Source organism: Streptomyces solitudinis (genome assembly GCF_036323765.1).
Lineage (GTDB): Bacteria > Actinomycetota > Actinomycetes > Streptomycetales > Streptomycetaceae > Streptomyces.
The window spans coordinates 412,543-437,774 of the sequence record NZ_JAZDCW010000002.1 but is presented as its reverse complement, the minus strand read 5'-3'; the positions used below and the strand labels follow the sequence as shown (position 1 = coordinate 437,774).

At 72.8% G+C, this 25,232-nt stretch carries 25 protein-coding genes; 14 read left to right on the top strand and 11 right to left on the bottom strand.

Features of this window, described 5'->3' with window-relative positions; all coding sequences use genetic code 11:
* Positions 1–150: 150 nt before the first annotated feature.
* Positions 151–573, bottom strand: coding sequence for a CBS domain-containing protein (locus V1J52_RS05600; RefSeq protein WP_330138464.1), 423 nt, complete (start codon positions 571–573; stop codon positions 151–153).
* Between the two features lie 177 nt (positions 574–750).
* Positions 751–1,548: a histidinol-phosphatase gene (gene hisN / locus V1J52_RS05595; protein ID WP_330138463.1), complete on the bottom strand. Its 798-nt coding sequence runs from the start codon at positions 1,546–1,548 to the stop codon at positions 751–753.
* 197 nt (positions 1,549–1,745) lie between these two features.
* Between hisN and V1J52_RS05590 the strand changes: the two genes are divergently transcribed.
* The gene (locus V1J52_RS05590; protein WP_330138462.1) at positions 1,746–2,399 is read left to right on the top strand and encodes a TetR/AcrR family transcriptional regulator; all 654 of its coding nucleotides are present in this window, start codon (positions 1,746–1,748) and stop codon (positions 2,397–2,399) included.
* A 61-nt stretch (positions 2,400–2,460) separates the two neighbouring features.
* On the opposite strand, the gene rsgA is transcribed toward V1J52_RS05590, so the two are convergent.
* The 3 genes from rsgA to V1J52_RS05575 form a co-directional block, all read right to left on the bottom strand.
* Positions 2,461–3,453, bottom strand: coding sequence for a ribosome small subunit-dependent GTPase A (gene rsgA, locus V1J52_RS05585; protein ID WP_330138461.1), 993 nt, complete (start codon positions 3,451–3,453; stop codon positions 2,461–2,463).
* Positions 3,454–3,463: 10 nt separating this feature from the next.
* Entirely contained in the window at positions 3,464–4,777 is a 1,314-nt protein-coding gene (gene aroA / locus V1J52_RS05580) for a 3-phosphoshikimate 1-carboxyvinyltransferase (protein WP_330138460.1), read from the bottom strand.
* A 156-nt stretch (positions 4,778–4,933) separates the two neighbouring features.
* The gene (locus V1J52_RS05575; protein ID WP_330138459.1) at positions 4,934–5,647 is read right to left on the bottom strand and encodes a M50 family metallopeptidase; all 714 of its coding nucleotides are present in this window, start codon (positions 5,645–5,647) and stop codon (positions 4,934–4,936) included.
* Positions 5,648–5,821: 174 nt separating this feature from the next.
* Here V1J52_RS05575 and V1J52_RS05570 point away from each other — a divergent pair, with 174 nt between their 5' ends.
* The 7 genes from V1J52_RS05570 (at position 5,822) to V1J52_RS05540 (ending at position 11,544) form a co-directional block, all read left to right on the top strand.
* On the top strand, positions 5,822–6,640 hold the full coding sequence (locus V1J52_RS05570; RefSeq protein ID WP_330138458.1) for an SOS response-associated peptidase: 819 nt from the start codon (positions 5,822–5,824) through the stop codon (positions 6,638–6,640).
* 20 nt (positions 6,641–6,660) lie between these two features.
* Positions 6,661–7,341, top strand: coding sequence for an alpha/beta hydrolase family protein (locus V1J52_RS05565; RefSeq protein ID WP_330138457.1), 681 nt, complete (start codon positions 6,661–6,663; stop codon positions 7,339–7,341).
* A 256-nt stretch (positions 7,342–7,597) separates the two neighbouring features.
* The gene (locus tag V1J52_RS05560) at positions 7,598–8,281 is read left to right on the top strand and encodes a sigma-70 family RNA polymerase sigma factor (RefSeq protein ID WP_443075738.1); all 684 of its coding nucleotides are present in this window, start codon (positions 7,598–7,600) and stop codon (positions 8,279–8,281) included.
* Positions 8,278–8,661 (top strand): mycothiol system anti-sigma-R factor, encoded by a 384-nt coding sequence (gene rsrA / locus V1J52_RS05555; protein ID WP_330138456.1) that lies wholly within the window; start codon positions 8,278–8,280, stop codon positions 8,659–8,661. Before V1J52_RS05560 ends, rsrA begins: the two co-directional genes overlap by 4 nt.
* A 251-nt stretch (positions 8,662–8,912) precedes the next feature.
* Positions 8,913–9,926, top strand: a complete 1,014-nt coding sequence (locus V1J52_RS05550) for a tetratricopeptide repeat protein (protein ID WP_330138455.1) — start codon at positions 8,913–8,915, stop codon at positions 9,924–9,926.
* A 76-nt stretch (positions 9,927–10,002) separates the two neighbouring features.
* Positions 10,003–10,653 (top strand): peptide deformylase, encoded by a 651-nt coding sequence (def, locus tag V1J52_RS05545; protein ID WP_330138454.1) that lies wholly within the window; start codon positions 10,003–10,005, stop codon positions 10,651–10,653.
* Positions 10,654–10,806: 153 nt separating this feature from the next.
* Positions 10,807–11,544: a D-Ala-D-Ala carboxypeptidase family metallohydrolase gene (locus V1J52_RS05540; protein ID WP_330138453.1), complete on the top strand. Its 738-nt coding sequence runs from the start codon at positions 10,807–10,809 to the stop codon at positions 11,542–11,544.
* Here the strand turns inward: V1J52_RS05540 and V1J52_RS05535 are convergent.
* The 4 genes from V1J52_RS05535 to V1J52_RS05520 all read right to left on the bottom strand — a co-directional run bounded on the left by V1J52_RS05535 (position 11,444) and on the right by V1J52_RS05520 (position 15,754).
* Complete coding sequence (locus tag V1J52_RS05535) at positions 11,444–12,088, bottom strand: GNAT family N-acetyltransferase (protein WP_330138452.1); 645 nt, start codon at positions 12,086–12,088, stop codon at positions 11,444–11,446. The two genes, V1J52_RS05540 and V1J52_RS05535, sit on opposite strands and share 101 nt — an antisense overlap.
* A 92-nt stretch (positions 12,089–12,180) precedes the next feature.
* Positions 12,181–12,387: a YbdD/YjiX family protein gene (locus tag V1J52_RS05530; RefSeq protein WP_330138451.1), complete on the bottom strand. Its 207-nt coding sequence runs from the start codon at positions 12,385–12,387 to the stop codon at positions 12,181–12,183.
* Positions 12,384–14,594, bottom strand: coding sequence for a carbon starvation CstA family protein (locus V1J52_RS05525; protein WP_330138450.1), 2,211 nt, complete (start codon positions 14,592–14,594; stop codon positions 12,384–12,386). Before V1J52_RS05525 ends, V1J52_RS05530 begins: the two co-directional genes overlap by 4 nt.
* A gap of 401 nt (positions 14,595–14,995) precedes the next feature.
* On the bottom strand, positions 14,996–15,754 hold the full coding sequence (locus V1J52_RS05520) for a GntR family transcriptional regulator (RefSeq protein WP_330138838.1): 759 nt from the start codon (positions 15,752–15,754) through the stop codon (positions 14,996–14,998).
* Positions 15,755–16,120: 366 nt separating this feature from the next.
* Between V1J52_RS05520 and V1J52_RS05515 the strand changes: the two genes are divergently transcribed.
* The 5 genes from V1J52_RS05515 (at position 16,121) to V1J52_RS05495 (ending at position 23,004) form a co-directional block, all read left to right on the top strand.
* Complete coding sequence (locus V1J52_RS05515; protein ID WP_330138449.1) at positions 16,121–17,416, top strand: extracellular solute-binding protein; 1,296 nt, start codon at positions 16,121–16,123, stop codon at positions 17,414–17,416.
* A gap of 94 nt (positions 17,417–17,510) precedes the next feature.
* Positions 17,511–18,509, top strand: a complete 999-nt coding sequence (locus tag V1J52_RS05510; RefSeq protein ID WP_330138448.1) for a carbohydrate ABC transporter permease — start codon at positions 17,511–17,513, stop codon at positions 18,507–18,509.
* Positions 18,510–18,640: 131 nt separating this feature from the next.
* The gene (locus V1J52_RS05505) at positions 18,641–19,420 is read left to right on the top strand and encodes a carbohydrate ABC transporter permease (RefSeq protein WP_330138837.1); all 780 of its coding nucleotides are present in this window, start codon (positions 18,641–18,643) and stop codon (positions 19,418–19,420) included.
* 4 nt (positions 19,421–19,424) lie between these two features.
* Complete coding sequence (locus tag V1J52_RS05500; RefSeq protein WP_330138447.1) at positions 19,425–20,969, top strand: glycoside hydrolase family 3 protein; 1,545 nt, start codon at positions 19,425–19,427, stop codon at positions 20,967–20,969.
* Between the two features lie 538 nt (positions 20,970–21,507).
* On the top strand, positions 21,508–23,004 hold the full coding sequence (locus tag V1J52_RS05495) for a histidine kinase N-terminal domain-containing protein (RefSeq protein WP_330138446.1): 1,497 nt from the start codon (positions 21,508–21,510) through the stop codon (positions 23,002–23,004).
* Between the two features lie 119 nt (positions 23,005–23,123).
* Here the strand turns inward: V1J52_RS05495 and V1J52_RS05490 are convergent, their stop codons facing one another.
* On the bottom strand, positions 23,124–23,381 hold the full coding sequence (locus V1J52_RS05490; protein WP_191211014.1) for a WhiB family transcriptional regulator: 258 nt from the start codon (positions 23,379–23,381) through the stop codon (positions 23,124–23,126).
* Positions 23,382–23,699: 318 nt separating this feature from the next.
* A complete protein-coding gene (locus V1J52_RS05485; protein WP_330138445.1) occupies positions 23,700–24,668 on the bottom strand; it encodes a diacylglycerol/lipid kinase family protein in 969 nt (322 codons plus the stop codon).
* A gap of 92 nt (positions 24,669–24,760) precedes the next feature.
* Here V1J52_RS05485 and V1J52_RS05480 point away from each other — a divergent pair, with 92 nt between their 5' ends.
* Positions 24,761–25,219, top strand: coding sequence for a hypothetical protein (locus tag V1J52_RS05480; protein WP_330138444.1), 459 nt, complete (start codon positions 24,761–24,763; stop codon positions 25,217–25,219).
* The last annotated feature ends 13 nt before the right edge of the window (positions 25,220–25,232 follow it).

The window sequence follows — 25,232 nt, the reverse complement described above, 5'->3', positions numbered from 1 at the left end:
GACGGCCGACGGGCCGTGGTCAAGGCCCTGCGCGGGCCGTCGCCGTCTGCCGCAAAGGCCCGGAGGGGCCGGACGCCACTGGGCTCCGGCCCCTCCGGCGCGTCCGGCCACGGCGGGCCCGGCCCCCTCGGGCCCGGCCGCGGCCGGACGTCAGGCCGGTACCGCGCCCGTGCGTGCGGCGGGCACCGGGGCGGCCGCCGCCGTCCAGCAGCGCATCACGTCGCGTACGGAGACGATGCCGACGGGCTCGTCGCCGTCCAGGACGACGAGATGGCGGAAGCCGCCGCGCGTCATGGCGCAGGCGGCCTCCGCCAGCGTCCAGTGCGGGGCGGCGAAGACGACGTCGGTGGTGGTGTGGGCGTGTGCGCTCTCCCGGTCCGGGTCCTGCCCGGCGCCCAGGGAGTTCAGGATGTCGCGCTCGGTCAGTATGCCGACGCCGCTGGTCTCCGGGTCGAGGACCACGGCCGCGCCGACCCGGCGCGCCGCCATGAGGCAGGCGGCCTGGCGCAGGGTGTGGGCGGGACCGATGGTGAGGACCATCGTCGTCATGGCGTCGCGGACGAGGGTGGGCATGGTCGGGTGCCACCTCCTGGAGGAGCCGGGCCGCGGTAACGAGAACCGCTTCACAAGCTCACAAGCGAGTGGACCCTCATCGTCACACGGTCGCCGCACGCCGACAAGGGCGCGCGTGCACCGTGTCGTGTCCCGCCGACGCGCCCCGCTCCTCCGTACGCGCGGGAGCGCCCCGGCTCAGGTGCCGAGGTAGTGCAGCAGGTCCTGGTGGAGCAGACCGTTGGAGGCCGCCGCGTCCCCGCTGTGCGGCCCCTCCCGCCCGTCGAGGCCGCTGAAGGCGCCGCCCGCCTCCTGCACGATGATCGCGTTCGCCGCCATGTCCCACAGCGACAGCTCCGGCTCCGCGCACAGGTCCACCGACCCCTCGGCGACCATCATGTAGGGCCAGAAGTCGCCGTAGGCCCGGGTGCGCCACACGTTGCGGGTCAGATCCAGGAAACCGCCGAGCCGGCCGCGTTCCTCCCAGCCGGACAGGGAGGAGTACGCGAACGAGGCGTCCCGAAGCCGGGCCACCCGGGAGACCTGCATCCGGGAGGCCGAGGAGAGGCTGCGGCCGGTGTAGGCGCCGCCGCCCAGCGCCGCCCACCAGCGGCGGTTCAGCGCGGGGGCGGACACCAGGCCGACGACGGGCCGGTCCCCGCCGTCCTCGCCCCGCTCCATGAGCGCGATCAGCGTGGCCCACACGGGTACGCCGCGCACGTAGTTCTTGGTGCCGTCGATCGGGTCGATCACCCAGCGCCGCGGCCCCGAGCCCTCGGTCCCGAACTCCTCGCCGAGCACGGCGTCCCGGGGCCTGGCGCGTTGCAGCGACGTCCTGACCAGTTCCTCGGCGGCCTTGTCGGCCTCGCTGACGGGAGTCATGTCGGGCTTCGTCTCGACCTTGAGATCGAGCGCCTTGAACCGCTCCATGGTGGCCGCGTCGGCGGTGTCGGCCAGCACGTGGGCGAGGCGCAGGTCATCGTGGTAGTCCGGCATGATCGAACAGTATCCAGTGGGCAGCCGCCCGGCCACACGGCCGGGCCGTACGGGGCCTGCCGGGTACGGCCGGTGAACTGGCGGTGCACGGTGTCTTGACAGCCCGCGGCCCCCCGTCAATCCTGTGCACCGCACATCCGCCGTACACCCCGCCGCCGGGCTGCCGCCGCTCGCCGCCGGGCTCCGGGAGGAAGAGCATGCCGAGCGCCCGTGAGTCCCTGCTGAGCGCTGCGCGGGCAGCGCTCACGCACCAGCCGTGGACCACGGTGCGCATGGTGGAGGTCGCCGCGGCGGCCGGAGTGTCGCGGCAGACCCTCTACAACGAGTTCAGCTCGAAGGAGGGCCTCGGCACCGCGCTCGTCAAGCGGCAGATGGAGGCGTTCGTGACCGGGGCGGCCGACGAGGTGGCCGCGGCCCGCCGCAGCGGCGGCGACCCGGGAGTGTGCTGCGCGGCGGTGGCGGTGTGGATGCTGTGCCGCGCGCGGGAGGAACCGCTGGTGCGGGCCGCTCTCACCGGCTGCTGGAACTCCCGGCTGCCGCTGCCGGACGCTGCCGCACCCGAGGAACTGGTCGAACGGCTGCGCGACGGAACGCTGGCCGCCCTGCGTGCCGCGCCCCTGCCCGGAGCCGCCGGGGAGGGCGCGGCGGACGCCGGGCCGCCCGGCACCGGGCAGGTGGCCGGCGGACGCCGGCCGGGAGCCGGGCTGCACCGGGCCTGGGAGACGGGGCTGCGGCTCGCGCTGTCCTACGTGATCGCCCCGCCCGGAGAGCCGGAGGCCCCGGCACGGGTGGCGGACGCCGTCACCGCGCTCCTCACCCACGGGCCCGCCGGGGACGGCCGGCCCCGCTGACGGCGGCGGGCCCGCGCCGCCTCCGGCCGGACGCCGCCGCCGGGTCAGCCGTCATCAGCCGTCAGTCGTCCTCGTGGCGTTCGCGGCTGGCCAGCAGGCGGCGCAGGGAGTACAGCCGCGCCGGGTCGGCGTGGCCCGCGGCGACCCACGCGTCCAGCGCGCAGTCCGGTTCGTCGTGACCGCACGCGCGCGGGCACCCCGTGGTGCCCGGCAGCAGGTCGGGGAAGGCGTTGATGACGCGGGCCGGGTCCACGTGGTGCAGCCCGAAGGAGCGCACCCCGGGGGTGTCGATGACCCAGCCGTCCCCGTCGGGCAGCGGCAGGGCCAGGGCGGAGGTCGTCGTGTGCCGGCCCCGCCCGGTGATGGCGTTGACGTGCCCGGTGGCCCTGGCCCGGTCGGGCACCAGCGCGTTGACCAGGGTCGTCTTGCCCACCCCGGAGTGGCCGACGAACACGGTGATCCGGCCGCCCAGCAGCGCCCGCACGGCGGCCACCGGCTCGTCGTGCCGGGCCGCCACCGTACGGATGCCCAGCGGCGCGTAGGCGTCCAGCAGCGGTGCGGCCGGGGCCAGGTCCGCCTTGGTGAGGACGAGCAGCGGCTCCAGGCCCGCGTCGTACGCGGCGACCAGGCACCGGTCGATCAGCCGCGGCCGCGGCTCCGGGTCGGCCACGGCGGTGACGATGGCGAGCTGGTCGGCGTTGGCGACGACGACGCGCTCGTGCGGATCGTCGTCGTCGGCCGTGCGGCGCAGCGTGGACACGCGCTCCTCGACGCGGACGATGCGCGCCAGGGTGTCCTTCTCGCCGGTCAGGTCGCCGACGACGGCCACCCGGTCGCCGACGACCACGCCCTTGCGGCCCAGCTCCCGGGCCTTCATCGCGGTGATCGTCCGGCCCTCGACCAAGGTGGTGATGCGGCCCCGGTCCACGGTGAGCACGAACCCCGCCACCGCGTCCTCGTGCTTGGGACGGGTGCGGGTGCGCGGCCGGCTGCCCCGGCGTCCTGGGCGTACCCGGATGTCGTCCTCGTCGGTGTGCTTGCCGTAGCGGCGCATCCCGGCGCCCTCAGGCGGCCTTGCCGAGCATGGTCCGCCACAGGCCGGGGAAGTCGGGCAGCGTCTTGCCGGTGGTCGCCACGTTCTCCACCTCGACGCCCGGCACGACAAGCCCCAGCAGCGCGCCCGCGGTGGCCAGCCGGTGGTCGTCGTAGGTGTGGAAGACGCCGCCGCGCAGCGGACGCGGCCGGATGACCAGCCCGTCGGCGGTCTCGGTGACGTCGCCGCCCAGGCCGTTGATCTCCCGGGTGAGCGCGGCCAGCCGGTCCGTCTCGTGCAGCCGCAGGTGGGCCACGCCGCGCAGCACCGACTCGGAGCCGGCGAGGGCGGCGACGGCCGCGATGCCCGGCGTCAGCTCGCCCACGTCGCCCAGGTCCACGTCGATGCCGTGGACCTTGTCGCCGCCGGTGAGCGTCAGCCCGCGCTCGTCCAGCTCGCAGCTGCCGCCCATGGCGGTGAAGATGTCCCGCAGCGCGTCACCCGGCTGGGTGGTCTGCCGCGGCCAGTCCCGGATGGTGACGCGGCCGCCGGTCACCAGGGCGGCGGCCAGGAACGGCTGGGCGTTCGACAGGTCGGGCTCCACCGTCACGTCGCGGCCGAGCAGCGCGCCGGGCGCCACCCGCCACACGTTCGCCTCGCCGCCCGCCTCGGGGGTGTCCACCCGCGCGCCCGCGGCGCGCAGCATGTCCACCGTCATCCGGATGTGGGGCAGGGACGGCAGGGTGGCCCCGGTGTGCCGGACCTCCACGCCCTGGTTGAACCGGGCGCCGGACAGCAGCAGCGCGCTGACGAACTGGCTGGAGGACGACGCGTCCACCCGCACCGGGCCGCCGGTGAGCGAGCCGCCGCCGTGCACCGTCATGGGCAGCGCGCCGCGGCCGTCGTCGTCGATCCGGGCGCCGAGCGTGCGCAGCGCGTCGATGACGCCGTGCAGCGGCCGCTCGTAGGAGCGGGGATCGCCGTCGAAGCGGACGGGGCCGTCGGCGAGCGCGGCCACCGGCGGCAGGAACCGCATCACCGTCCCGGCGTTGCCCACGTCCACCGTCGCCGGGCCGTGCAGGCCCGCGGGGATGACGCGCCACGCCTCGCCGGTGCCGTCGGGGCCGACGCCCTCCTCGATGCCCACGCCCATCGTCCGCAGCGCCTCGGCCATCAGGACGGTGTCGCGGGAGCGCAGCGGACGGCGCACCCAGCCGGGCTCGGCGGCGAGCGCGGCCAGCACCAGCGCGCGGTTGGTCACCGACTTGGAGCCGGGCACGGTGACGGTCGCGTCGACGGGGCCGGACGCGGGCGGCGCCGGCCAGAGAGCAGCGGTGGCGGTCATGACGCTCACTCTAGTGCGTCCCGTGTCGCTCGGAATGTGACCGAATGGCGGAGGACCCGGTCGGTAACACACCGGAAACACGCACCCGCCCGGACGGGTGACCACGTCCGCCGGGGCGGCGTCCCGGCGTCCCCCGCAGGGGTCACGGGCCGGGGGTCACAGGCCCAGCAGCCGGCTCCCGCCGCCGACGAGCGCGACCAGCGCGACGGCGTGGAACAGCAGCAGCCAGCCCGCCGGAGGCACGTTGGTGAGCCGGTGCAGCTGGTCGGCGTCGGAGTCCGGCGCACCGCCCCCGCGCCGCTTGGCCTGGAGTTCGAACACCGGCCGCACCCCGCCCAGCAGCAGGAACCACACCGCGGCGTAGGCGAACAGCGCCTGCACCTCGGCGGCCGTCAGCCAGGAGACGAGGATGAACACCGTGCCCGTCACCACCACGGTGAGCACGCCGTAGGCGTTGCGCACCATCACCAGGAGGGCCAGCAGCAGCACCGTCGCGCCCCACAGCAGCGCCGTGATGCGCCCGGCGGACAGGAGCCACGCGCCGCCCAGGCCCAGCAGGGAGGGCGCCGTGTAGCCCGCGGCGGCGGTGAGCACCATGCCGATGCCGGTGGGACGGCCCCGGGAGACGGTCAGCCCGGAGGTGTCCGAGTGCAGGCGGATGCCTTCGAGGGTGCGTCCGGTCAGCAGCGCCATGAGCGCGTGGCCGCCCTCGTGCGCGATGGTCACCGCGCCCCGCGCCACCCGCCACGACGTGCCGAAGCCCACCACGGCCAGCGCCACCAGCCCGGTTGCGGCCACCAGCCACAGGCCGGGGCCCGGCTGGGTGCCGGTCACCCGGTCCCACATGTCCGCGAGGTCGTCGATGCCCATGGGCTCATCCTCCCTGCCGCTGCCCTCCCCGCCGTCCGCCCCGCGCGGACGCACGGCGGAACGACGTGTGAGGTGGGCCACGGCAGCCGGGCCGGGCCGCCCGCGACGGCCGCCCCACGCCCCGGGCCGGCGCACCCTCCCGCCTCGGGAGGGCGGCGTGGCAGGGTGGCACTCATGTGCGGACGGTATGCGGCGAGCCGGAGCCCCGAGGACCTGGTGGGGCTCTTCGATGTGACCCTGTGGGAGCCCGAGGAGACGCTGGCCCCGGACTGGAACGTGGCCCCGACCAAGGACGTCCACGCGGTGCTGGAGCGGCCGGTCAGAGGAGCGGACGACCAGCGGCCCGTGCGGCAGCTGCGGGCGCTGCGGTGGGGCCTGGTCCCGTCCTGGGCCAAGTCGCCCGACGTGGGCGTGAAGATGATCAACGCCCGGGCGGAGACGGTGCACGAGAAGTCCGCCTACCGCAGGCCCTTCGCCGCCCGCCGCTGCCTGCTGCCCGCCGACGGCTACTACGAGTGGGTCACGGGGAAGCAGGAGCTGGACCTGGAGCAGCGCGGCCGCCGGAAGCGGCCCCGCAAGCAGCCCTACTTCGTCACCCCGGCCGACGGCTCGGTGATGGCACTGGCCGGTCTCTACGAGTTCTGGCGGGACGGGACCCGGCCCGACGACGACCCGCGCGCCTGGTGGGCGACCTGCACCGTCATCACCACCGAGGCCGAGACGGGTCCGCTGCCGGGCGCGGACGGCGGCGAGGGCCCGCGGTCGCTCGCGGACATCCACCCGAGGATGCCGGTGGCCCTCCCGCCGGACCGCTGGGACGCCTGGCTGGACCCGGCCCGCACCGACCCGGCGGAGCTGCGGGAACTGCTGGGCGGGCTGCCCACCGGACGCCACCGGGCCTACCCGGTGCCGACCGACGTCAGCAACGTCCGCAACAACGCCCCGGAGCTGGTGCGGGAGCTGCCGGCCCCGGAGGTGGGCACGCTCTTCTAGGGCCTTGCTGTAATGGCGCCATGACCAGGAACCCCTCCGGCCCCTCCGGCCCGCCCGGTCCGTCCGTCCCGCAGGCGCGGACCGTCGCGACGCCCGCCGGGGACGCCCGGATCACCTGGCACCGCGCCCGGCGGGAGCGGCGCGTGCTGGCCCTCGGCCACGGCGCGGGCGGCGGCATCGAGGCGCGGGACCTGCGGGCCCTGGCGGCGGCGCTGCCGGAGCACGGCGTCACCGTCGCCCTCGTCGAGCAGCCCTGGCGGGTGGCAGGGAAGAAGGTGGCGCCCGCGCCGAGGACGCTGGATGCCGCGTGGCGGGCGCTGTGGCCGGAACTGGCCGCCGGGGGAGTCCCGGTGCTCGCGGGGGGCCGCAGCGCGGGGGCCCGGGTGGCGTGCCGCACCGCGGCGGAGCTGGGGGCCGCCGGGGTCGTCGCGCTGTCCTTCCCGCTGCACCCGCCGGGCCGCCCCGAACGCTCGCGGGCCGCCGAGCTGACGGAGGCGGGCGTGCCCACCCTCGTCGTCCAGGGCGGCGCCGACCCGTTCGGGCGGCCCGCGGAGTTCCCCGGGCTGCCCGCGGGCGGCGCACTGGTGGAGGTCCCGCACGCCGACCACGGCTTCGCCGTGCCCAGGCGCGCGGGACTCACGGAGGCCGACGTGGCCCGGCTCGTCACCGGGGCCGTCAGCGGGTGGCTCGACCGGGAATGAACCGGGGGACGGCCCTGTTGTGACGACTGCCGGCACCACCTGCCGACGATCAGCGCCACGACGAGAGGGAGCCGCCCCCATGGGTTCAGTCGCTTGCCCGCAGCGTCCCCGGGCCACGGACGTGGACTGGGCCACGCTCGCGCTGGCCGGTGATCCCGCGAGGATTCAGCCGGCGGTTCGCGTGGAACGCCACAGAGGTCGTCTATTCTCCGGTTCCAGCGAGTCCGTGACCGGTCTCGCGGCCGCGATGGAGGAGGTGGGTCCGGTCACCGGTACCGAGGAGGATACGCAGCGCGCACCGCAGGAGACGGACGCCGAGCGCAACGCACGCTTCGAACGCGACGCCCTCGGCTTCCTGGACCAGATGTACTCCGCGGCGCTGCGCATGACGCGCAACCCCGCCGACGCGGAGGACCTGGTGCAGGAGACGTACGCGAAGGCGTACGGGTCCTTCCACCAGTTCCGCGAGGGCACGAACCTCAAGGCGTGGCTCTACCGCATCCTGACGAACACGTTCATCAACTCCTACCGCAAGAAGCAGCGCGAACCGCAGCGCAGCGCGGCGGAGGAGATCGAGGACTGGCAGCTCGCGCGCGCCGAGTCGCACATGTCCACCGGGCTGCGCTCGGCGGAGTCGCAGGCGCTCGACCACCTGCCCGACTCCGACGTGAAGGAGGCGCTCCAGGCCATCCCCGAGGAGTTCCGCATCGCGGTGTACCTCGCGGACGTCGAGGGGTTCGCCTACAAGGAGATCGCGGACATCATGAGCACGCCCATCGGCACCGTGATGTCCCGGCTCCACCGCGGCCGGCGCCAGTTGCGCGGCATGCTGGAGGACTACGCCCGCGAGCGCGGACTCGTCCCCGCGGGGGCGGCGGCGGGCCCGGCCGGCGCCGGACGGTACGACGACGCGCACGACCGGAAGGGCTCGGACTCATGAGCTGTGGCGATCCGCACGAGACGGACTGCTCCGAGGTCCTGGACCACCTCTACGAGTACCTCGACCAGGAGATGCCCGAAGCCGACCGGGGCAAGCTGGCCGAGCACTTCGACGAGTGCTCGCCCTGTCTGGAGAAGTACGGCCTGGAACAGGCGGTGAAGAAGCTCGTCAAGCGCTGCTGCGGCCACGACGACGTCCCGGCCGACCTGCGGTCGAAGGTCATGGGCCGGATCGACCTGATCCGGGCCGGCGAGGCCGTCCCCGGCCAGGCCGTTCTGGACACCTCCGGCTACGCCCACGGGACCGCCCCGGGCGCCACGGCCGAGGACGAGGAGGGCGGCTCCGGTTCCGCCTCCGCAGCCCGCCGCACCATCCTCTGACGCCCCTCCTGCCCCGGGCGAACCCCGCCATGTCGCGCGCGCCGGGTGCCTGACGCAAGCTGGCCCTGTACCGGCCGCGTCAACCACGCAGAAGGTGCGGCCCTCGGGTAATTGAGCAGCCCTCCGAGCGGGCATGGTTGGATGCGGGAGCACAACGCCGGGAGCCCCGGGGCCACCGCTGAGCGGAGCCACCGGGACGACCGGCCGGGCACGGCACCACCATCGACAGGCGGGAATCAGGCGGGTTCATCGTGAGGATCTTCGGCAGGACACGGTACCGGCCGTCCACCGACTGGCGGCTGGCCACCGACCGCGCGTTCACCCTGATCGGCGACGGCCGCTACGAGGACGCCGGTGAGCTGCTGACCCGGGCTGCGGACCTGGAGCCGTGGCTGGCGGAGTCCTGGTTCAACCTGGCCCTGCTGCACAAGTTCCGGCACGACTGGGAGCAGGCCCGCGCCGCCGGGCTGCGCGCCGTCGCGCTGCTCGACCGGGCCGTCGGCGCCCCGGACTGGTGGAACGTCGGCATAGCCGCGACGGCGTTGCAGGACTGGCCGCTGGCGCGCCGGGCCTGGCAGGCGTACGGGCTGAAGGTGCCGACCGACTCCCTGGACGCGGGCGGGCTGGGGGAGCCGACCGGCATGGAGCTGGGCAGCGCGGCGGTGCGGCTCTCGCCCGAGGGGGAGTCCGAGGTCGTCTGGGGGCGCCGGCTGGACCCGGCCCGGATAGCCGTGCAGTCCATCCCGCTGCCCTCCTCCGGCCGCCGCTGGGGGGAGGTCGTCCTGCACGACGGCGTCCCGCACGGCGAGCGCACCCTGACCGGCGGGGGCCGCCCGTCGGCCTTCCCGGTCTTCGACGAGATAGAGCTGTGGGCGCCCTCACCGGTGCCCACCTGGGTCGTCCTGCTGGAGGCGGCCACCGAGGCGGACCGGGAGGCCCTCGAACAGCTGGCCGCAGAGGCGGGGTTCGCCGCGGAGGACTGGTCCTCGTCCGTCCGGCTGCTGTGCCGTTCCTGCTCGGAGTCGCGGATGCCCAGTGACGAGGGCGACGGCTCCGCGCCCCGGCACGATCCGCACGACCACAGCGAACCCGGCCATCCGGGGCCGCTGGGGCACATGACGGCGGGCGGCCCTGGCGAGGTGTGGACACCGGAGCGCGAATGCGGTCTGGCGGCCCCGGCCTCCCTGGTGCGCGGGCTGCTGGACGGCTGGGTCGCCGACAGTCCGGACACCCGCGAGTGGCGGGATCTGGAGGAGGTCTGCTGATCGCGCCGCGGCGCCCCTTCGCGCCCCGTACCCTGTAGGGCGGAACAGCCCGGCAGTGAGGAAGGCGTACGGCGTCATGGCCCAGCAGCAGGAGACCCGTTCGGAACCGTCCGGCGAGGAGCAGGATGGTTCCGGGTACGTGGTCGACAGCGAGGACTGCGAGGCCCGCGAGCGCGCCCACCGCGAGCGCGGCACCGCCCGTCCGATCACCACGGTCGGCAATCCGGTGCTGCACCGGGAGTGCCAGGACGTCACCGAGTTCGACGACGGCCTCGCCGCGCTGATCGACGACATGTTCGCCTCGCAGCGCGCGGCCGAGGGCGTCGGGCTCGCGGCCAACCAGATCGGCGTGGACCTGAAGGTCTTCGTCTACGACTGCCCCGACGACGACGGCGTGCGCCACGTGGGCGTGGTGTGCAACCCGGTGCTGGAGGAGCTGCCCGCGGAGCGCCGCGTCCTGGACGACAGCAACGAGGGGTGTCTGTCCGTGCCCGGCGCCTACGCCGAGCTGGCCCGCCCCGACCACGCGGTGGTCACCGGGCAGGACGCCGAGGGCAGGGCCATCAGGGTGCGCGGCACCGGTTACTTCGCCCGCTGCCTCCAGCACGAGACCGACCACCTGTACGGGCGGCTGTACATCGACCGGCTCTCCAAGCGGGAACGCAAGGACGTCCTGCGGCAGATGGCCGAGTCCACCCCGCGCTACGAGACCGTGCCCAACGACTGAGGCGGCGGCGCCTGCCCGCGGCGCGCGGCCCGCCGGGCCAGGGCCGCGGGCGGGCGTCCGGGTGCGCTGCGGGGGCTTTCGTCAAAGGACCGTCCTCTGGCATTCCCCGGGTGTTGTTGACGCGTCCAGGCGGCTCGGCCACGCTCTTGGACCATGCGTAGACGAGTGGCCAGAAGCCTCCTTGCATTTGTCATGTTCGCGGCAGCCGTGCTCACCGGCACCGTCGCCTCCGCGGGCCCGGCGTACGCCGACGCCTGCTACACCTGGAACCGCACCCTCTCCCAGGGCGCGTCCGGTTCCGACGTCAGGGAACTCCAGATCCGCGTCGCCGGTTACCCCGGGTACGGCGCCGTCCTGGCCATCGACGGCCGGTACGGTCCCGCCACGGCGGCCGCCGTCCGGCGCTTCCAGTCCGCCTACGGCCTCGCCGCCGACGGCGTCGCGGGACCCCAGACCTTCAGCAAGATCTACGCGCTGCAGGAAGCGGACTGCTCCCCGGCGCACTTCGACTTCGCGGAACTCAACCGCTGCAACTCCACCTGGGGCGGCGGCAACGTCAGCGCCGCCACGGCGCGGGAGAACGCCAAGCGCACCATGTGGAAGCTGGAGGCGCTGCGGCACGCCCTGAACGACCAGTCCATCCGCGTCACCAGCGGTTTCCGTTCCAAGGCGTGCAACAGCGCGGTCGGCGGCTCGACCAACAGCCGCCACCTCTACGGTGACGCGGCCGACCTCGGCGCCGGCCCGCACTCGCTGTGCACCCTCGCCCGGCAGGCCCGCAACCACGGGTTCAACGGCATCCTCGGCCCGGGCTACTCGGGCCACAACGACCACACCCACCTGGACCACCGGTCCAGCCGGTTCTGGTCGGCCCCGAGCTGCGGCGTCTGACACCGCCACGCGCAGGCGGGCCGGGCGGGGAACAGCCCCCGCCCGGCCCGCGGTCGCGCTGCCGCGCGGTCAGCCGGTCAGCTGGCGGGCGAACGTCCACAGCGTCACCGGGCAGCGGCTCCCAGTCCCGTTCCGGGGTCCTGACGAAGCCGAGCCGGGTGTGGAGCCGGTGCGCGGCGTGCGTGCCCGGGGCGCGGGAGAGCACCAGCGCCTCTCCCGCGCCCCGGCCCCGCCCCTCCGGACGGACGGCCAGCATCCGGAACTGGCCCTCGCCGGGCCCCGCCAGATCCGCGAACGGGCCGCCCTCGGCGACGAACGCCACCGCGCCCAGCAGCTCGCCGGTGCGGCCGTCCGCCGTCACCAGCACCTCGGTGTGCGCGGCACGCCGCCGCGCGTCGCGCAGCTCGGCCGGACAGGGGTCGGCCTCGCCGAAGTCGAGCAGCCCGTCGCCCAGGTACGCCTCGGCGGTCAGCTCCCCGATGTCGTCCAGTTCCCCGGGGCGCGCCGCCCGTACGGTCAGGTCCGTCGGGCCAGTGTGCGACACGCCGCGGGCATCCCGCCGCCGGTCTCCCCGGGTACACGGCCGGGCCGCCGCCCGGCGGGGGCGGCGGCCCGGCACGTGCCCGGTGACGCGTCTCAGCAGCAGCGGAACCCTTCGCGCGGGTCCGCCTCCCTGGCGTCCGTGCGCCACCGCTCGAACGCGCGGCGGGTGGGCACGGGGGCGCCGGGGTCGTGGGCGCGGACGTGGGCGACGTAGCGGTCGTAGGCGGCCTCACCGGTCAGCTCGCGCCAGTACCAGCGCAGCCGCGCCGCGGCTCCGGCCAGCCGTGCCGCCGCCGTCACGACCGGTCCCGCGACGTCGCCGGCTCCTCGGTTCCGGCCGCGCCCACGGCGGCCAGTTCGGCCTTCTCCTCCTTCGTCGGGAACAGCCCGGCGGGTGCGACGAGGGTGGACCGTTCGTAGGGCGCCTCGTGCAGCTTCACCGTCTCCGGTGCCCGGATGGCCTTGAAGCAGACGCGGCCCGCGTCGAGGATGACGATGATGATCAGCAGCGCGAAGAGCGCGGCGAGGACGCCGTCCACCGTCGAGTTGGTGACGATCGTGCGCATCTCGTCCATGTTGGTCGCGGGGGCGATGATCTCACCGGCCTCGATGCCGTCCTGGTAGACCGAGCGCTGCTCGAAGAAGCCGACGCGGGGGTCGCTGGAAAAGATCTTCTGCCAGCTCGCGGTGAGGGTGACGGCGACGTCCCAGATGAGCGGGACGCCTGTCACCCAGGCCCACTTCAGCCTTCCGGACTTGACCAGCAACGTGGTGCACACCGCGAGGGCGACGGCGGCGAGCAACTGGTTGGCGATGCCGAAGAGCGGGAACAGCTGGTTGATGCCGCCGAGTGGGTCGTGGACGCCCACCCACAGGAAGTAGCCCCAGCCGCCGACGACCAGGGCGCTGGTGATCCACACGCCCGGCTTCCAGCTGACCTGCCGGAACGGCTTGTAGACGTTGCCGAGGGTGTCCTGGAGCATGAACCGGCCCACGCGGGTGCCCGCGTCCACCGTGGTGAGGATGAACAGGGCTTCGAACATGATCGCGAAGTGGTACCAGAACGCCTTGAGCGCGGCACCGCCGATCACGGCGGAGAAGATCTCGGACATGCCGAGGGCGAAGGTCGGCGCACCGCCGGTGCGGGAGAGCAGGCTCTCCTCCTCGACGGCCGCCGCTGCGGCCGTCAGCTGCTCGGGCGAGATGGCGAAGCCCCATCCGGACACCGTCTCCGCCGCCGACTGGACCGTGGTGCCGATGGCGCCGCTGGGGGAGTTGACCGCGAAGAAGAGGCCCGGGTCGATGATGCAGGCGGTGATCATCGCCATGATGGCGACGAAGGACTCGGTCAGCATCGCGCCGTAGCCGACCATCCGGACCTGCGTCTCCTTCTGGATCATCTTCGGCGTCGTGCCCGAGGAGACCAGGGCGTGGAAACCGGAGAGCGCGCCGCAGGCGATGGTGATGAAGACGAAGGGGAACAGCGAACCGGCGAAGACCGGGCCGTCACCACGCGAGGCGAAGTCGGTGACTGCGGGCATCTTCAGCGTGGGCAGGGCGATCACCACACCGAGCGCCAGCAGCACGATCGTGCCCACCTTCATGAAGGTGGACAGGTAGTCGCGCGGCGCGAGGAGCATCCACACCGGCAGCACCGAGGCGAAGAAGCCGTAGACGACCATCCAGATGACGAGCGTCCCCGGCTCCAGCGTGAAGAAGTCGGCCCACGACGACTCGGCGACCCAGCCGCCGGCGACGATGGCGAGCAGCAGCAGCGAGACGCCGACCAGCGACACCTCGGTGACCCGCCCCGGCCGCAGCACCCGCAGGTAGACGCCCATGAACAGGGCGATGGGGATCGTCATGGCGATGGAGAAGACGCCCCAGGGGGAGTGGGCGAGCGCGTTGACGATCACCAGGGCCAGCACGGCGAGCAGGATGATCATGATGGCGAAGACGGCGACGAGGGCCGCCACACCGCCGAACGGGCCGATCTCGTCCCGGGCCATCTGGCCGAGGGAGCGGCCGTTGCGCCGGGTGGAGAAGAACAGCGTCACCATGTCCTGCACGGCACCGGCGAAGATGACGCCGACGATGATCCAGATCGTGCCGGGCAGGTAGCCCATCTGGGCGGCCAGCACCGGGCCGACCAGCGGACCGGCACCCGCCACCGCGGCGAAGTGGTGGCCGAAGAGCACGCGCCGGTCGGTGGGGTGGAAGTCCACCCCGTTGTCCAGCCGTTCGGCGGGGGTGGCACGCGTCTTGTCCAGGCGCAGGACCCGGTGCGCGATGAAGCGGGAGTAGAAGCGGTAACCGATCGCGTAGGACCCGAGCGCAGCGGCGACCATCCACGCGGCCGACACCTCCTCCCCGCGGGAGAGCGCGAGCACCGCCCAGCCGACGGCTCCCACGAGGGCCACCGCCGTCCACCCGGCGATGGCCTTCGGCGACGGACTGCCGCGTCCCGGGGCGCCCCGGCTGGTGGAGGGTGTTGCCGGCTCGGTCATCTGCGGCTCCGTTCCTGACCTTGATCCTTCGACAATGCGGAGGAAATCTAGGTCAGCTGTGGCGGAGCCGTCACTAGGTGCGCTCGTGGGCGGGACGATGAACGGTCGTTATGTGCGCCGAGCGGTCCCTTTGTGCCCCGGTTTCCGAGCCGGCGGGGACCGTGCGGTGACCGCCGGGTGGGGGGCCCGGCGCGGCCGGACCCGCTGGTGGCGGGGCGTGCCGGGGGCGCACGGGGGGCGCACGGAGGCGCGGAGCCTCCCTGCGTGCGCAGGCGCAGGAGCCGTACGGGGGCCTGCTCTGGACGTGCCCGCTCCGGACGTGCCCGCTCCGGACGTGCCCGCGCCGGGGCGCGCCTACTGCGGCAGCGCCTGCTGCGGCCGTGCCCCGTGCGCCGCGTCGCTCACTGCTGGGGCCGCCGCAGGCGGGCGACGAACTTGTACCGGTCCCCCCGGTAGACCGAGCACACCCACTCGACCGGCTCGCCGTCCTTGTCGAAGGAGTGCCGGGAGAGCATGAGCATCGGCAGGCCCACGTCCGTGCCCAGCAGACCGGCCTCGCGCGGGGAGGCGAGGGAGGTCTCGATGGTCTCCTCGGCCTCCGCGAGGTGGACGTCGTAGACCTCGGACAGCGCGGTGTAGAGAGAGGTGTACTTGACCAGGCTGCGCCGCAGCGCCGGGAAGCGCTTCTGCGAGAGGTGCGTCGTCTCGATGGCCATCGGCTCCCCGCTCGCCAGCCGCAGCCGTTCGATGCGCAGCGCCCGCCCGCCCGCGGGGACGTCGAGCAGTCCGGCCAGCCGGTCGTCGGCGGTGATGTAGCCGATGTCCAGGAGCTGCGAGGTCGGCTCCAGGCCCTGCGCCCGCATGTCCTCGGTGTAGGAGGTGAGCTGGAGCGCCTGCGAGACCTTGGGCTTGGCGACGAAGGTGCCCTTGCCCTGGATGCGCTCCAGCCGCCCCTCGACGACCAGTTCCTGGAGCGCCTGCCGCACCGTCGTGCGGGAGGTGTCGAACTCCGTGGCGAGCGTGCGCTCCGGCGGCACGGGCGTGCCGGGGGGCATGGTTTCGGTCATCTCCAGCAGATGCCGTTTGAGGCGGTAGTACTTGGGGATGCGGGCGGTGCGCGTCGCGCCGTTGCCCGGGGCCGCGCCCTCCGCGGTACCCATCCGTCCCGCCCCGCCGAGCCCGCCGGTCCCCTCGACGGCGGTCACCGCGGGGGACGTGGCGGCGCCCACCGCACGTCGTCCCGGCTCCTGTCGTCCTGCTGCCGTCACCGGCTTCCTCCGACTCCGTATGTAAGCGGCTCACATCGTGGCACGGCCCCGGCCGCGAGCGGCCGCCACCCGACCCAGGTGTCGTTCCGGTAACGGACCGGACTGCCCTTCTTATACACCCTTGACACCCCTATAGGTCTAGGCCAAGCTGCGGGCACTGGTCTAAACCATTAAAGACCAATCCCAGTCCCACGGGCACTACTTCGTCGTATGTCTTCGCGGTGGGCGGGAGGTTTCTGCATCCCCGAGGAGGGTGACGTGAAGCGCAAGCTCACAGCGGCCATCGGCGTCGCGGCCATGATGGGACTCGCGGCATGTGGTTCGGAGGGGGGCGGCAACGCCTCCCAGGACCCCCAGGAGCGCAGCGAGACGCTCACCGTGTGGCTGATGAACGACGCGGAGAGCACCTGGCCCGAACTGGTCAAGGACGTCAACGCCCAGTTCAAGGAGAAGTACCCCAACGTCACGGTCAAGGTCCAGTACCAGCAGTGGGGTGACAAGGCCAAGAAGCTCGACACCGCCCTCGGTGGCAGCAAATTCCCCGACGTCGTCGAACTCGGCAACACCGAGACGATGACGTACATCCTCAACGGCGCCCTCGCCGAGGTGGACGAGTCGAAGTACGAGAATACCGACACCTGGATCCAGGGCCTGCGGGACACCTGCACCTTCGAAGGCAAGCTCTACTGCGTTCCTTACTACGCGGGTGCCCGGGTCGCCATTCTCAACACCGAGATGTTCGAGAAGGCCACCGGCTCCAAGGAGCTGCCGCAGACCGAGGACGAGCTGAAGGACGCCCTGGCCAAGCTCGGTGACGAGTACGGCGACGACCCGGCGTTCTCCCCCCTCTACCTCCCCGGCAAGTACTGGTACGCGGCGATGTCCTACGTCGCGGCCTACGGCGGCCAGATCGCCGAGTACGACGAGGGCAAGGGCGAGTGGAAGGCCACGCTCAGCACCCCGGAGGCCCAGAAGGGCCTGGAGCACTTCGCCGACCTGGTCAACACGTACAACAACGCGGACAAGACCAAGGACGAGCAGGACCACGCCAACGTCATGGCGAACGAGAAGACCGCGCTCATCTACGGCAACGGCTGGGAGGCCGGCTCCGTGGTCGAGGGCGAGACCGGCAACCCGGAGCTGGAGGGCAAGATCGCCACGGCCGGCATGCCCGGCCCCAACGGCGAGGCCCTGCCGTCCTTCATCGGCGGCTCCGACCTCGCGGTGATCGAGAAGTCCGAGGTCAAGGACCTGGGCGAAGAGTGGATCTCGCTCTTCACCAGTGAGAAGTCCATGGAGGTGCTCGCCTCCAAGAACATCCTGCCGAACAACACCAAGCAGCTCGAACCGCTCAAGGACAACCCGGAGACCGCGCCCATCGCCAACGCGGTGCCGGACGCCTGGTTCACCCCGATCGCCCCGGGCTGGACGTCGATCGAGAAGGAGCTGATCCTTCCGAACATGCTGCTGGACATCATCAAGGGCACCCCGGTGGCCGAGGCCACCAAGAAGGCCGACCAGCAGATCGACGAACTGATCAACAACGAGGCCTGATCCGACGGGGCCATGCGTACCCGGGCGGGGACCAAGGACGGGTCCCCGCCCGGTGCGCCCATGTGGTGACGAGAACGAACGGAAGGCCGGTGACGTGACTGCCGCCGACACGAAATCCCCCGACCCGCCGGTGACGAGCCCCCGGCAGCCGGAGGAACACGGCATCAAGCCGACCAGGGAGCCGCTGCGCCCCAGCAAGAAGAACTCCGGCTCGGCCCTGCCGTACCTGCTCATAGGCCCGGCGATCGTCGCCATCGCCGCCGTCTTCGCCTGGCCGCTGGTCAAGACGGTGATCATGTCCTTCCAGGACATGGGACGGCGGGAGCTGTGGACGGGCGCCACGCCGCCGTGGGTGGGCTTCGAACAGTTCACCAACATCCTCACGGACCCGCAGTTCTGGGACGTCACCTGGCGGACCGTCGCCTTCATGGTGGTGTGCGTGTTCGTGACGATGGCGGCCGGACTGGGCACCGCCCTGCTGATGCAGCGGCTGTCCACCTGGGTGCGGCTGCTGCTCACCGGCGCGCTGGTGGCCGCCTGGTCCATGCCGCTGCTGGTGTCCACCTCCATCTTCCGGTGGCTGTCGGACTCCGACTACGGCGTCGTCAACAGCACGCTCAGCAAGCTCCCTGGCATCGACTTCCAGGGCCACAACTGGTTCATCGACCCCAAACAGGGGTTCATGATCATCGCTGCGGTCGTCATCTGGGGCGCGGTGCCGTTCGTCACCGTCACGCTGTACGCGGCGCTCATGCAGGTGCCCAAGGAGCTGGAGGAGGCGGCGCAGCTCGACGGCGCGGGCGCGTTCGGCGTCTTCCGCAACGTCGTCTTCCCCGTCATCAAGCCCGTCTTCCAGATGGTCGCCACGCTGTCGGTGATCTGGGACTTCAACGTCTTCGGCCAGGTCTTCCTGATGCGCGGCAACAAGCCGGAGCCGGAGTACGAGCTGCTGGGCATCTACTCCTTCCAGAAGGCGTTCGTCAGCTCCTCGTTCAGCCAGGGCACGGCGATCGCGCTGATCACCGTGCTGCTGCTCTCCGGGGTGGCCGTGTACTACCTGCGCCAGCTCCTCAAGACGGGAGAAGTCGAGTGACGACCTCCGCCCCCACCACGGCGCCGAAAGCCGTTCCCGGCGCGCCGGCCGACCCCGCCGCCCGGCCGCGGCAGGAACTGCGTCCGGACCGCAAGAAGCACCGGCTGGGCTACAACGTCCTCGGCCTGATCATGTTCCTGATCATGGCCTTCCCCGTGTACTGGCTCCTCCTCAGCTCGCTGCGGCCCAACCACGAGATCCGCAGCTACGACCAGTCGCTGCTGCCCACCTCCATCACGTTCGACAACTTCGTCCGCGCCACGGAGACGGGCTTCTTCTGGACGGCCGTCCAGAGCAGCCTGATCATCTGCGTCACCTCGGTGCTCGGGGCGATGCTCATCGGCACCATCGCCGCGCTCGCCATCGGCCGGTTCAACTTCGTCGGCCGCAAGGCATTCATGATGGTGCTGATCCTCGTGCAGCTCCTGCCGCCGACGGCCATGCTCATCCCCATCTACGTGCAGCTCAACGCCATGGGCGCGCTGAACGAGTACTGGGGCGTCATCGTCGTCTACCTGGTGTCGGTGCTGCCGTTCACCACCTGGATGATCCGCGGCTTCGTGGTGAACGTCCCCAGGGAGCTGGAGGAGTCCGCCATGGTGGACGGCTGCACCCGGATGGGTGCCTTCGCCCGGGTGATCCTGCCGCTGCTCGCACCGGGGCTCGCCGCCGCGTCGATCTTCGCGCTGATCACCGCGTGGAACGAGTACCTGTTCGCGTACATCCTCATGCAGGACAACGACAAGTACACCCTCAACGTGTGGCTGATGAACTTCACCACTGACCGGGGAACCGACTACGGGGCCTTGATGGCCGGGTCCGTGATGGTCGCCATCCCCGTGGTCATCTTCTTCATGATCGTGCAGAAGAAAATGGCGGCCGGGCTGACCTCCGGCGCGGTGAAGGGATAGCTCCATGACCATCCTCGCTCGTGAGACGGACACCCTGACCCGGGACGCCCTCGCGGTGCTCCAGCCCGGCTTCACCGGGACGAGGGCGCCGCAGTGGCTGCTGCGGCAGCTCGCGGACGGGCTGACGGCCGTCGGCCTGTTCGGGCGCAACATCACCTCGCCGGAGCAACTGGCCCAGCTCACCGCGGAGCTGCGCGCGGTGCGCCCCGACGTCCTCGTCGCCATCGACGAGGAGGGCGGCGACGTCACCCGGCTCGAAGTGCGCACCGGGTCCTCCTTCCCCGGCAACCTCGCGCTGGGCGCCGTCGACGACCCGGACCTCACCCGGGGCGTCGCCCACGAGCTGGGCCGGCGGCTCGCCGCCTGCGGGGTGAACCTGAACTGGGCTCCCTCCGCGGACGTCAACTCCAACCCCGGCAACCCCGTCATCGGCGTCCGCTCCTTCGGCGCCGAACCCGGCCTCGTGGCCCGGCACACCGCCGCCTACGTCGAGGGGATGCAGGCCGCGGGTGTGGCCGCGTGCACCAAGCACTTCCCCGGGCACGGCGACACCAGCGTCGACTCCCACCACGCCCTGCCCCGCATCGACGTGGACGCCGAGACGCTGTGGGCGCGCGAGCTCGTCCCGTTCCGCGCCGCGGTGGCCGCGGGCAGCAAGGTCGTCATGAGCGCCCACATCCTGCTGCCCGCGCTGGACCCGGAGCTGCCGGCGACGCTCAGCCCGTCCGTGCTCACCGGCCTGCTGCGCGCACCCGCCGCGCAGGGCGGACTCGGCTTCGACGGGTTGATCGTCACCGACGCGGTGGAGATGAGCGCGATCGCCGACACCCACGGCATCGAGCGCGGCACCGTCCTGGCCCTGGCCGCCGGTGCGGACGCCATCTGCGTGGGCGGCGGACTGGCCGACGAGGAGACCGTCCTGCGGCTGCGGGAGGCCCTGGTGCGGGCCGTGCGCGACGGCGACCTGCCCGAGGAGCGGCTCGCCGAGGCCGCCGCCCGGGTACGGACGCTCGCCCACTGGACGGCGCAGCAGGCGCGCGGGTCCCGGCAGCAGGGGAGCGCGCCCGCCCCGGAGATCGGCCTGGAGGCCGCTCGCCGGGCGCTGCGCGTCACCGCGGCGCAGCCCTGGCAGGCGCCCGCCGAGCCGCCCCACGTGGCGGAGTTCGCGCCGGTGTCCAACATCGCCGTGGGCGACGAGACCCCGTGGGGCCTCGGTGCGGAGCTGGACCGCCTGCTTCCCGGCACCACCACGTGTGCGTGGCGCCGGGCGGAGGCGGAGCGGGCCGGTACGGAGGCACTGGTGGCGGACGTCCTGGGCGCCGCCGGGGACCGCAAGGTCGTCGCGGTCGTCCGCGACGTCCACCGGCACCCGTGGATGGCGGACGTGCTGGACGCCCTGCTCGCCGCCCGGCCCGACACGGTCGTCGTCGAGATGGGCGTGCCGCAGGCACCGCCGGCCGGGGCGCTGCACATCGTGACGCACGGCGCGGCCCGCGTCTGCGGCCGGGCCGCCGCCGAGGTCATCGCCGGTGGTGCCACCGGCGTCTGACCCGCGTTCCCGCGCCCCGGCGGGGGTCGTCCGACCTCCCGCCGGGGCGCGGAGCCGTGCGCGTCCCAGCAGCGCGCCGCCCGTCGCGTGCACGCTTCGGCGCCCTGCGGGCGGAGCTGGAGGCGGTGGCGGCCACGGCGACGCGTGCGTGGCCGGGGTGTGAGGAGCCGGGGGCGACGGCTAGGCGGCGGTGTGCAGCCGCGCGTACGACTTCAGAACGCACTTCGGGCCGCGGCGCTCGGGCGGGACCCTCAACCCACCCGGCACCGCAGCCCGGAGCGACCGGAGACCCAGGCGCAGTCAGGGCAGAGAGCGCCGGGATCTCGCTCCACCCTCCTGTGCGGGGAGGGCGGAAGTCTGCTGTGATCGTACTGCGGTCCATTGTGGACTAGACCATTCGTCTTGTCCATCCCCCGTCCATTCCCTGAACGGACTCGGGGCCGCGCGACGGCTGCCGCTGTCGATTCTTGCGCACAACGGCCCCGGGGGACAGGGCCGGGACGCGATCCGTGCCCGTTAGGCTCGCCTGGTGCCCTCCATGAACGATCTCGTCCGCCAGCACACCGCCCTCGGGGAGTCCGACCTCGAGTGGCTGCACCTGCTGGTGTCCGAGTGGCAGCTCCTGTCGGACCTCTCCTTCGCGGACCTCGTGCTGTGGGTGCCGACCCGGGACGGCACCCGGTACGTCTCCATCGCCCAGATGCGCCCCAACACCGGTCCCACCTCCTACCAGGACGACATGGTCGGCCACCTGGTCCCGAGGGGGCGCCGGCCGCTGCTGGACGCGGCGCTCGACGAGGGCCGCATCGTCCGGGAGGGCGATCCGGAGTGGCGCGAGGAGGTGCCGGTGCGCGTCGAGTCGATCCCGGTGCGCCGCGAGGGCCGGGTCCTCGGGGTGATCGCCCGCAACACGAACCTGCTGACCGTGCGCACGCCGAGCCGCCTGGAACTCACCTACCTGCAGAGCGCATCGGACCTGGCCCAGATGATCGCCGCGGGCGCGTTCCCCTTCCCCGGGCAGCAGGTGGACATGGACGCCTCCCCCCGGGTGGGTGACGGGCTGATCCGGCTGGACGCCGAGGGGTACGTGCAGTACGCGAGCCCCAACGCCCTCTCCGCGTACCACCGGCTCGGACTCGCCGCCGACCTGGTGGGCCTGCACCTGGGACGGACGACGGCGGAACTGGCCCCGTCGCGGGGCCCGGTGGACGAGTCGCTGGCCAGGCTGGCGAGCGGCTGGGCGCCCCGGGAGGCGGAGATCGAGGGCGGTGAGTGCGTGGTGCAGCTCCGTGCGATCCCGCTCAAACCCAGGGACACCCGCATCGGTTCGCTGGTCCTGCTCCGCGACGTCACCGAGCTGCGGCGCAGGGAGCGCGAACTGATCACCAAGGACGCGACGATCCGCGAGATCCACCACCGGGTGAAGAACAACCTCCAGACGGTGGCCGCGCTGCTGCGGCTGCAGGCCCGCCGCATCGGGGCGGCCGGGGACAGCAGCGCGCGGGAGGCGCTGGAGGAGGCGGTGCGGCGGGTCGGTTCGATCGCCATCGTGCACGAGACGCTGTCGCAGAACCTGGACGAGCGGGTCGATTTCGACGAGATCGCCGACCGGGTGCTCGCGATGGTCGCGGAGATCGCCCCGGGCAAGGTGACGGGCCGCCGCACCGGACGGTTCGGCATCCTGCCCGCCGAGGTCGCCACCCCGCTGTCCATGGTCCTCACCGAGGTGCTCCAGAACGCGCTGGAACACGGTTACGGCCCGGGGGAGCAGGGCTCGGTGGAGGTCGGGGCCGTCCGCAGCGTGGCGGAGGGCGGGGGAGCGCCGCGGGGCGCGACCCGGCTGCTGGTCACCGTCCAGGACGACGGGAAGGGGCTGGCGGAGGACTTCGACGTCCGCACCTCGGGCAACCTCGGACTCCAGATCGTCCGGACGCTCGTGGAGGGCGAACTGGGCGGGGTGTTCACCATGGCGCCCGCCGCCGGGCGCGGCACCCTGGTCCGGTTCGACCTGCCGGTGCCGCCGGAAAAGCGCTGAGCCCCGGGCCGTCCGGAGGATTCCGGGCGGCCCGGGGCTCGGGCGGCGTGGTGCGTGCTAGCGGTGCGTTGCCGGCACTGCGTGCTGCGGCTCGGGGCAGCGGATGACCCTACCGGGCGTCAGGCGGTCGCCTTACGCGCGCGGTTGCGGGCGGCGCGGCGCTTCATCGCGCGACGCTCGTCCTCGCTGAGGCCACCCCAGACGCCGGAGTCCTGACCGGACTCCAGGGCCCACTGCAGGCACTGCTCCTGAACGGGGCAGCGGCGGCAGACGGCCTTGGCTTCCTCGATCTGCAGCAGCGCAGGACCGGTGTTGCCGATGGGGAAGAAGAGCTCGGGGTCTTCCTCGCGGCAAACGGCGTTGTGACGCCAGTCCATGGCTGCTCCATCTCCTACGCGTGGTGGTACGTGGCTTGTGAATGTGAACGCTTTCACGAATCCCCCGACAAGGGAAGGCTCGACCAGCAAATGTGATGCGGGTCCCAGAGACCGATGAGGAGGGGGTTCGGGCGGTATCGGGAGCCCCTCGAAGGGCTGTCCCAACCGCCACGAAGAGACTCGCAAACCTCGGCTGCGGATACAACCCCTTCCGGAAAGTTTTTTTTGATTCCTTGGTGTCGCTTGGCTCACAGCCGTACTTCTAGGGGGTGGAGCCTGGTCTAAACGTTCGAGTAGAAGGACTTTTTGGCGTTCGACTTACACAATCACACGCAGTGCACGCCGAACGCCTGTGAAGCTGACGCTCGTACGGAGTCCCAGGTGGTCACCGTCCAGCTGAAACGGCAGCGGCACCTGCGAATGCAAGGTGAAGGCCGTCACGTCGTGCAGCGACACGGCGTGCTTCCCCCGCGGCCCCCGCTCCGGCGACGACGTCAGAAGCTGGGTGCCGTAACGGGTCACCGCCGCCGACGAGAGCCGGGCGAGTCCGAGCACGTCGAGCGCCGTGTCGAAGGAGGCTTCGGGCGCCGCGTAGACCGGTTTGTTGCCAAGGAACGTCCAAGGAGCCGTGTTGCACACTATGGACGCCGCCAAACCTGTGACCGGTTCCTCGTCCGCGCGTTCCAGCGTGATCGTGCCGTGTCTGCGGTGCGGATCACCGACGAGCTGCCGCAGCACCTGGCGCAGGTACAGGGCGTGCGTCGAGCGCTTCCCCAGTTCCCGCTGCTGCTCCACCCGGCCGACGACACCCGCGTCGAAGCCGAGCCCGGCGCAGAAGGTGAACCAGCGCGGCGGGACCTCGGCGTCGTCGGTGCCCGGCGTCCCCGCGGCGAGCCCCAGGCCGACCGTGCGGCTGCTGCCCGCCTCCAGCGCGCCGAGCAGCGCCCCCGTCGCCTCCACGGCGTCGTTGGGCAGCCCGAGGGCGCGGGCGAAGACGTTCGTGGAGCCACCCGGCACCACGGCCAGCCGGGGGAGGTCCTCCGGGTCGGGGCCGCCGTGCAGCAGCCCGTTGACGACCTCGTTCACCGTCCCGTCGCCGCCGAGCGCGATCACCAGCTCCGTCTCGCCGCCCTCGGCCGCCTGCCGGGCCAGCTCCCGGGCGTGCCCGCGGTGCTCGGTGCCGACGACCTCCAGCTTGAGGTCGCTCGCCAGGGCGTGGGCCAGGACGTCACGGGTGCGCGCGCTGGTGGTGGTTGCCTTGGGGTTGACCACGAGAAGTGCGCGCATGCTGTGCAGGTTACCGACTGGACGGGGGGTCCCGGCGTCCGCCCGCGCCCTCGGCCGCCGGTGCGCGACGGGCGCCGGGCTACGCTGGCGGGGTGAGGACTGACGACACCGAGCCCATCGCCGGCGCCGGACCGGACACCGACTCCGCCGGGGCCCGCCCGGCCCGGCTCGCCGTGGCCGCCGCGCTGGTCGCCCTGGAGGGCGTCGCGCTGGCGGGGGTCGCGGTGGGGATGCTCGTGATGCTGGCGTCCGGCGCTCCGGACAGTGCCGTGCAGGCCGTCACCGGTGCGCTCACCGTGCTCGCGCTGGCCGTGCTGCCGTTTGCCACGGCGCGCGGGCTGTGGCGGCTGCGCCGCTGGAGCCGCAGCCCGGCGATCTTCACCCAGCTCCTGGCACTGCCGGTGGGGTGGCAGATGGCCTCCAGCACCGGGTTCTGGGTGCCCGGTGGGCTGGCCCTGGCGGCCGTGGCCGTCGCCGTCCTGGTCTGTCTGTTCCACGCGCGTTCCGCCGAGGCCCTCGGCGTCGGCACGGGCGGCCCGCGCGGCGCCTGAACCGCGCGGGGCG

Coding starts and splice junctions, on each gene's coding strand:
- V1J52_RS05520 (WP_330138838.1), bottom strand. CDS start 15,754: ATGGGTACCGCGGAGGGCGCGGCCCCGGGCAACGGCGCGACGCGCACC.
- V1J52_RS05575 (WP_330138459.1), bottom strand. CDS start 5,647: ATGGGCATCGACGACCTCGCGGACATGTGGGACCGGGTGACCGGCACC.
- V1J52_RS05570 (WP_330138458.1), top strand. CDS start 5,822: ATGTGCGGACGGTATGCGGCGAGCCGGAGCCCCGAGGACCTGGTGGGG.
- V1J52_RS05600 (WP_330138464.1), bottom strand. CDS start 573: ATGCCCACCCTCGTCCGCGACGCCATGACGACGATGGTCCTCACCATC.
- V1J52_RS05590 (WP_330138462.1), top strand. CDS start 1,746: ATGCCGAGCGCCCGTGAGTCCCTGCTGAGCGCTGCGCGGGCAGCGCTC.
- V1J52_RS05490 (WP_191211014.1), bottom strand. CDS start 23,381: ATGGACTGGCGTCACAACGCCGTTTGCCGCGAGGAAGACCCCGAGCTC.
- V1J52_RS05540 (WP_330138453.1), top strand. CDS start 10,807: ATGCGTAGACGAGTGGCCAGAAGCCTCCTTGCATTTGTCATGTTCGCG.
- V1J52_RS05495 (WP_330138446.1), top strand. CDS start 21,508: ATGAACGATCTCGTCCGCCAGCACACCGCCCTCGGGGAGTCCGACCTC.
- V1J52_RS05485 (WP_330138445.1), bottom strand. CDS start 24,668: ATGCGCGCACTTCTCGTGGTCAACCCCAAGGCAACCACCACCAGCGCG.
- V1J52_RS05500 (WP_330138447.1), top strand. CDS start 19,425: ATGACCATCCTCGCTCGTGAGACGGACACCCTGACCCGGGACGCCCTC.
- rsrA (WP_330138456.1), top strand. CDS start 8,278: ATGAGCTGTGGCGATCCGCACGAGACGGACTGCTCCGAGGTCCTGGAC.
- V1J52_RS05525 (WP_330138450.1), bottom strand. CDS start 14,594: ATGACCGAGCCGGCAACACCCTCCACCAGCCGGGGCGCCCCGGGACGC.
- V1J52_RS05505 (WP_330138837.1), top strand. CDS start 18,641: ATGTTCCTGATCATGGCCTTCCCCGTGTACTGGCTCCTCCTCAGCTCG.
- hisN (WP_330138463.1), bottom strand. CDS start 1,548: ATGCCGGACTACCACGATGACCTGCGCCTCGCCCACGTGCTGGCCGAC.
- rsgA (WP_330138461.1), bottom strand. CDS start 3,453: ATGCGCCGCTACGGCAAGCACACCGACGAGGACGACATCCGGGTACGC.
- aroA (WP_330138460.1), bottom strand. CDS start 4,777: ATGACCGCCACCGCTGCTCTCTGGCCGGCGCCGCCCGCGTCCGGCCCC.
- V1J52_RS05565 (WP_330138457.1), top strand. CDS start 6,661: ATGACCAGGAACCCCTCCGGCCCCTCCGGCCCGCCCGGTCCGTCCGTC.
- def (WP_330138454.1), top strand. CDS start 10,003: ATGGCCCAGCAGCAGGAGACCCGTTCGGAACCGTCCGGCGAGGAGCAG.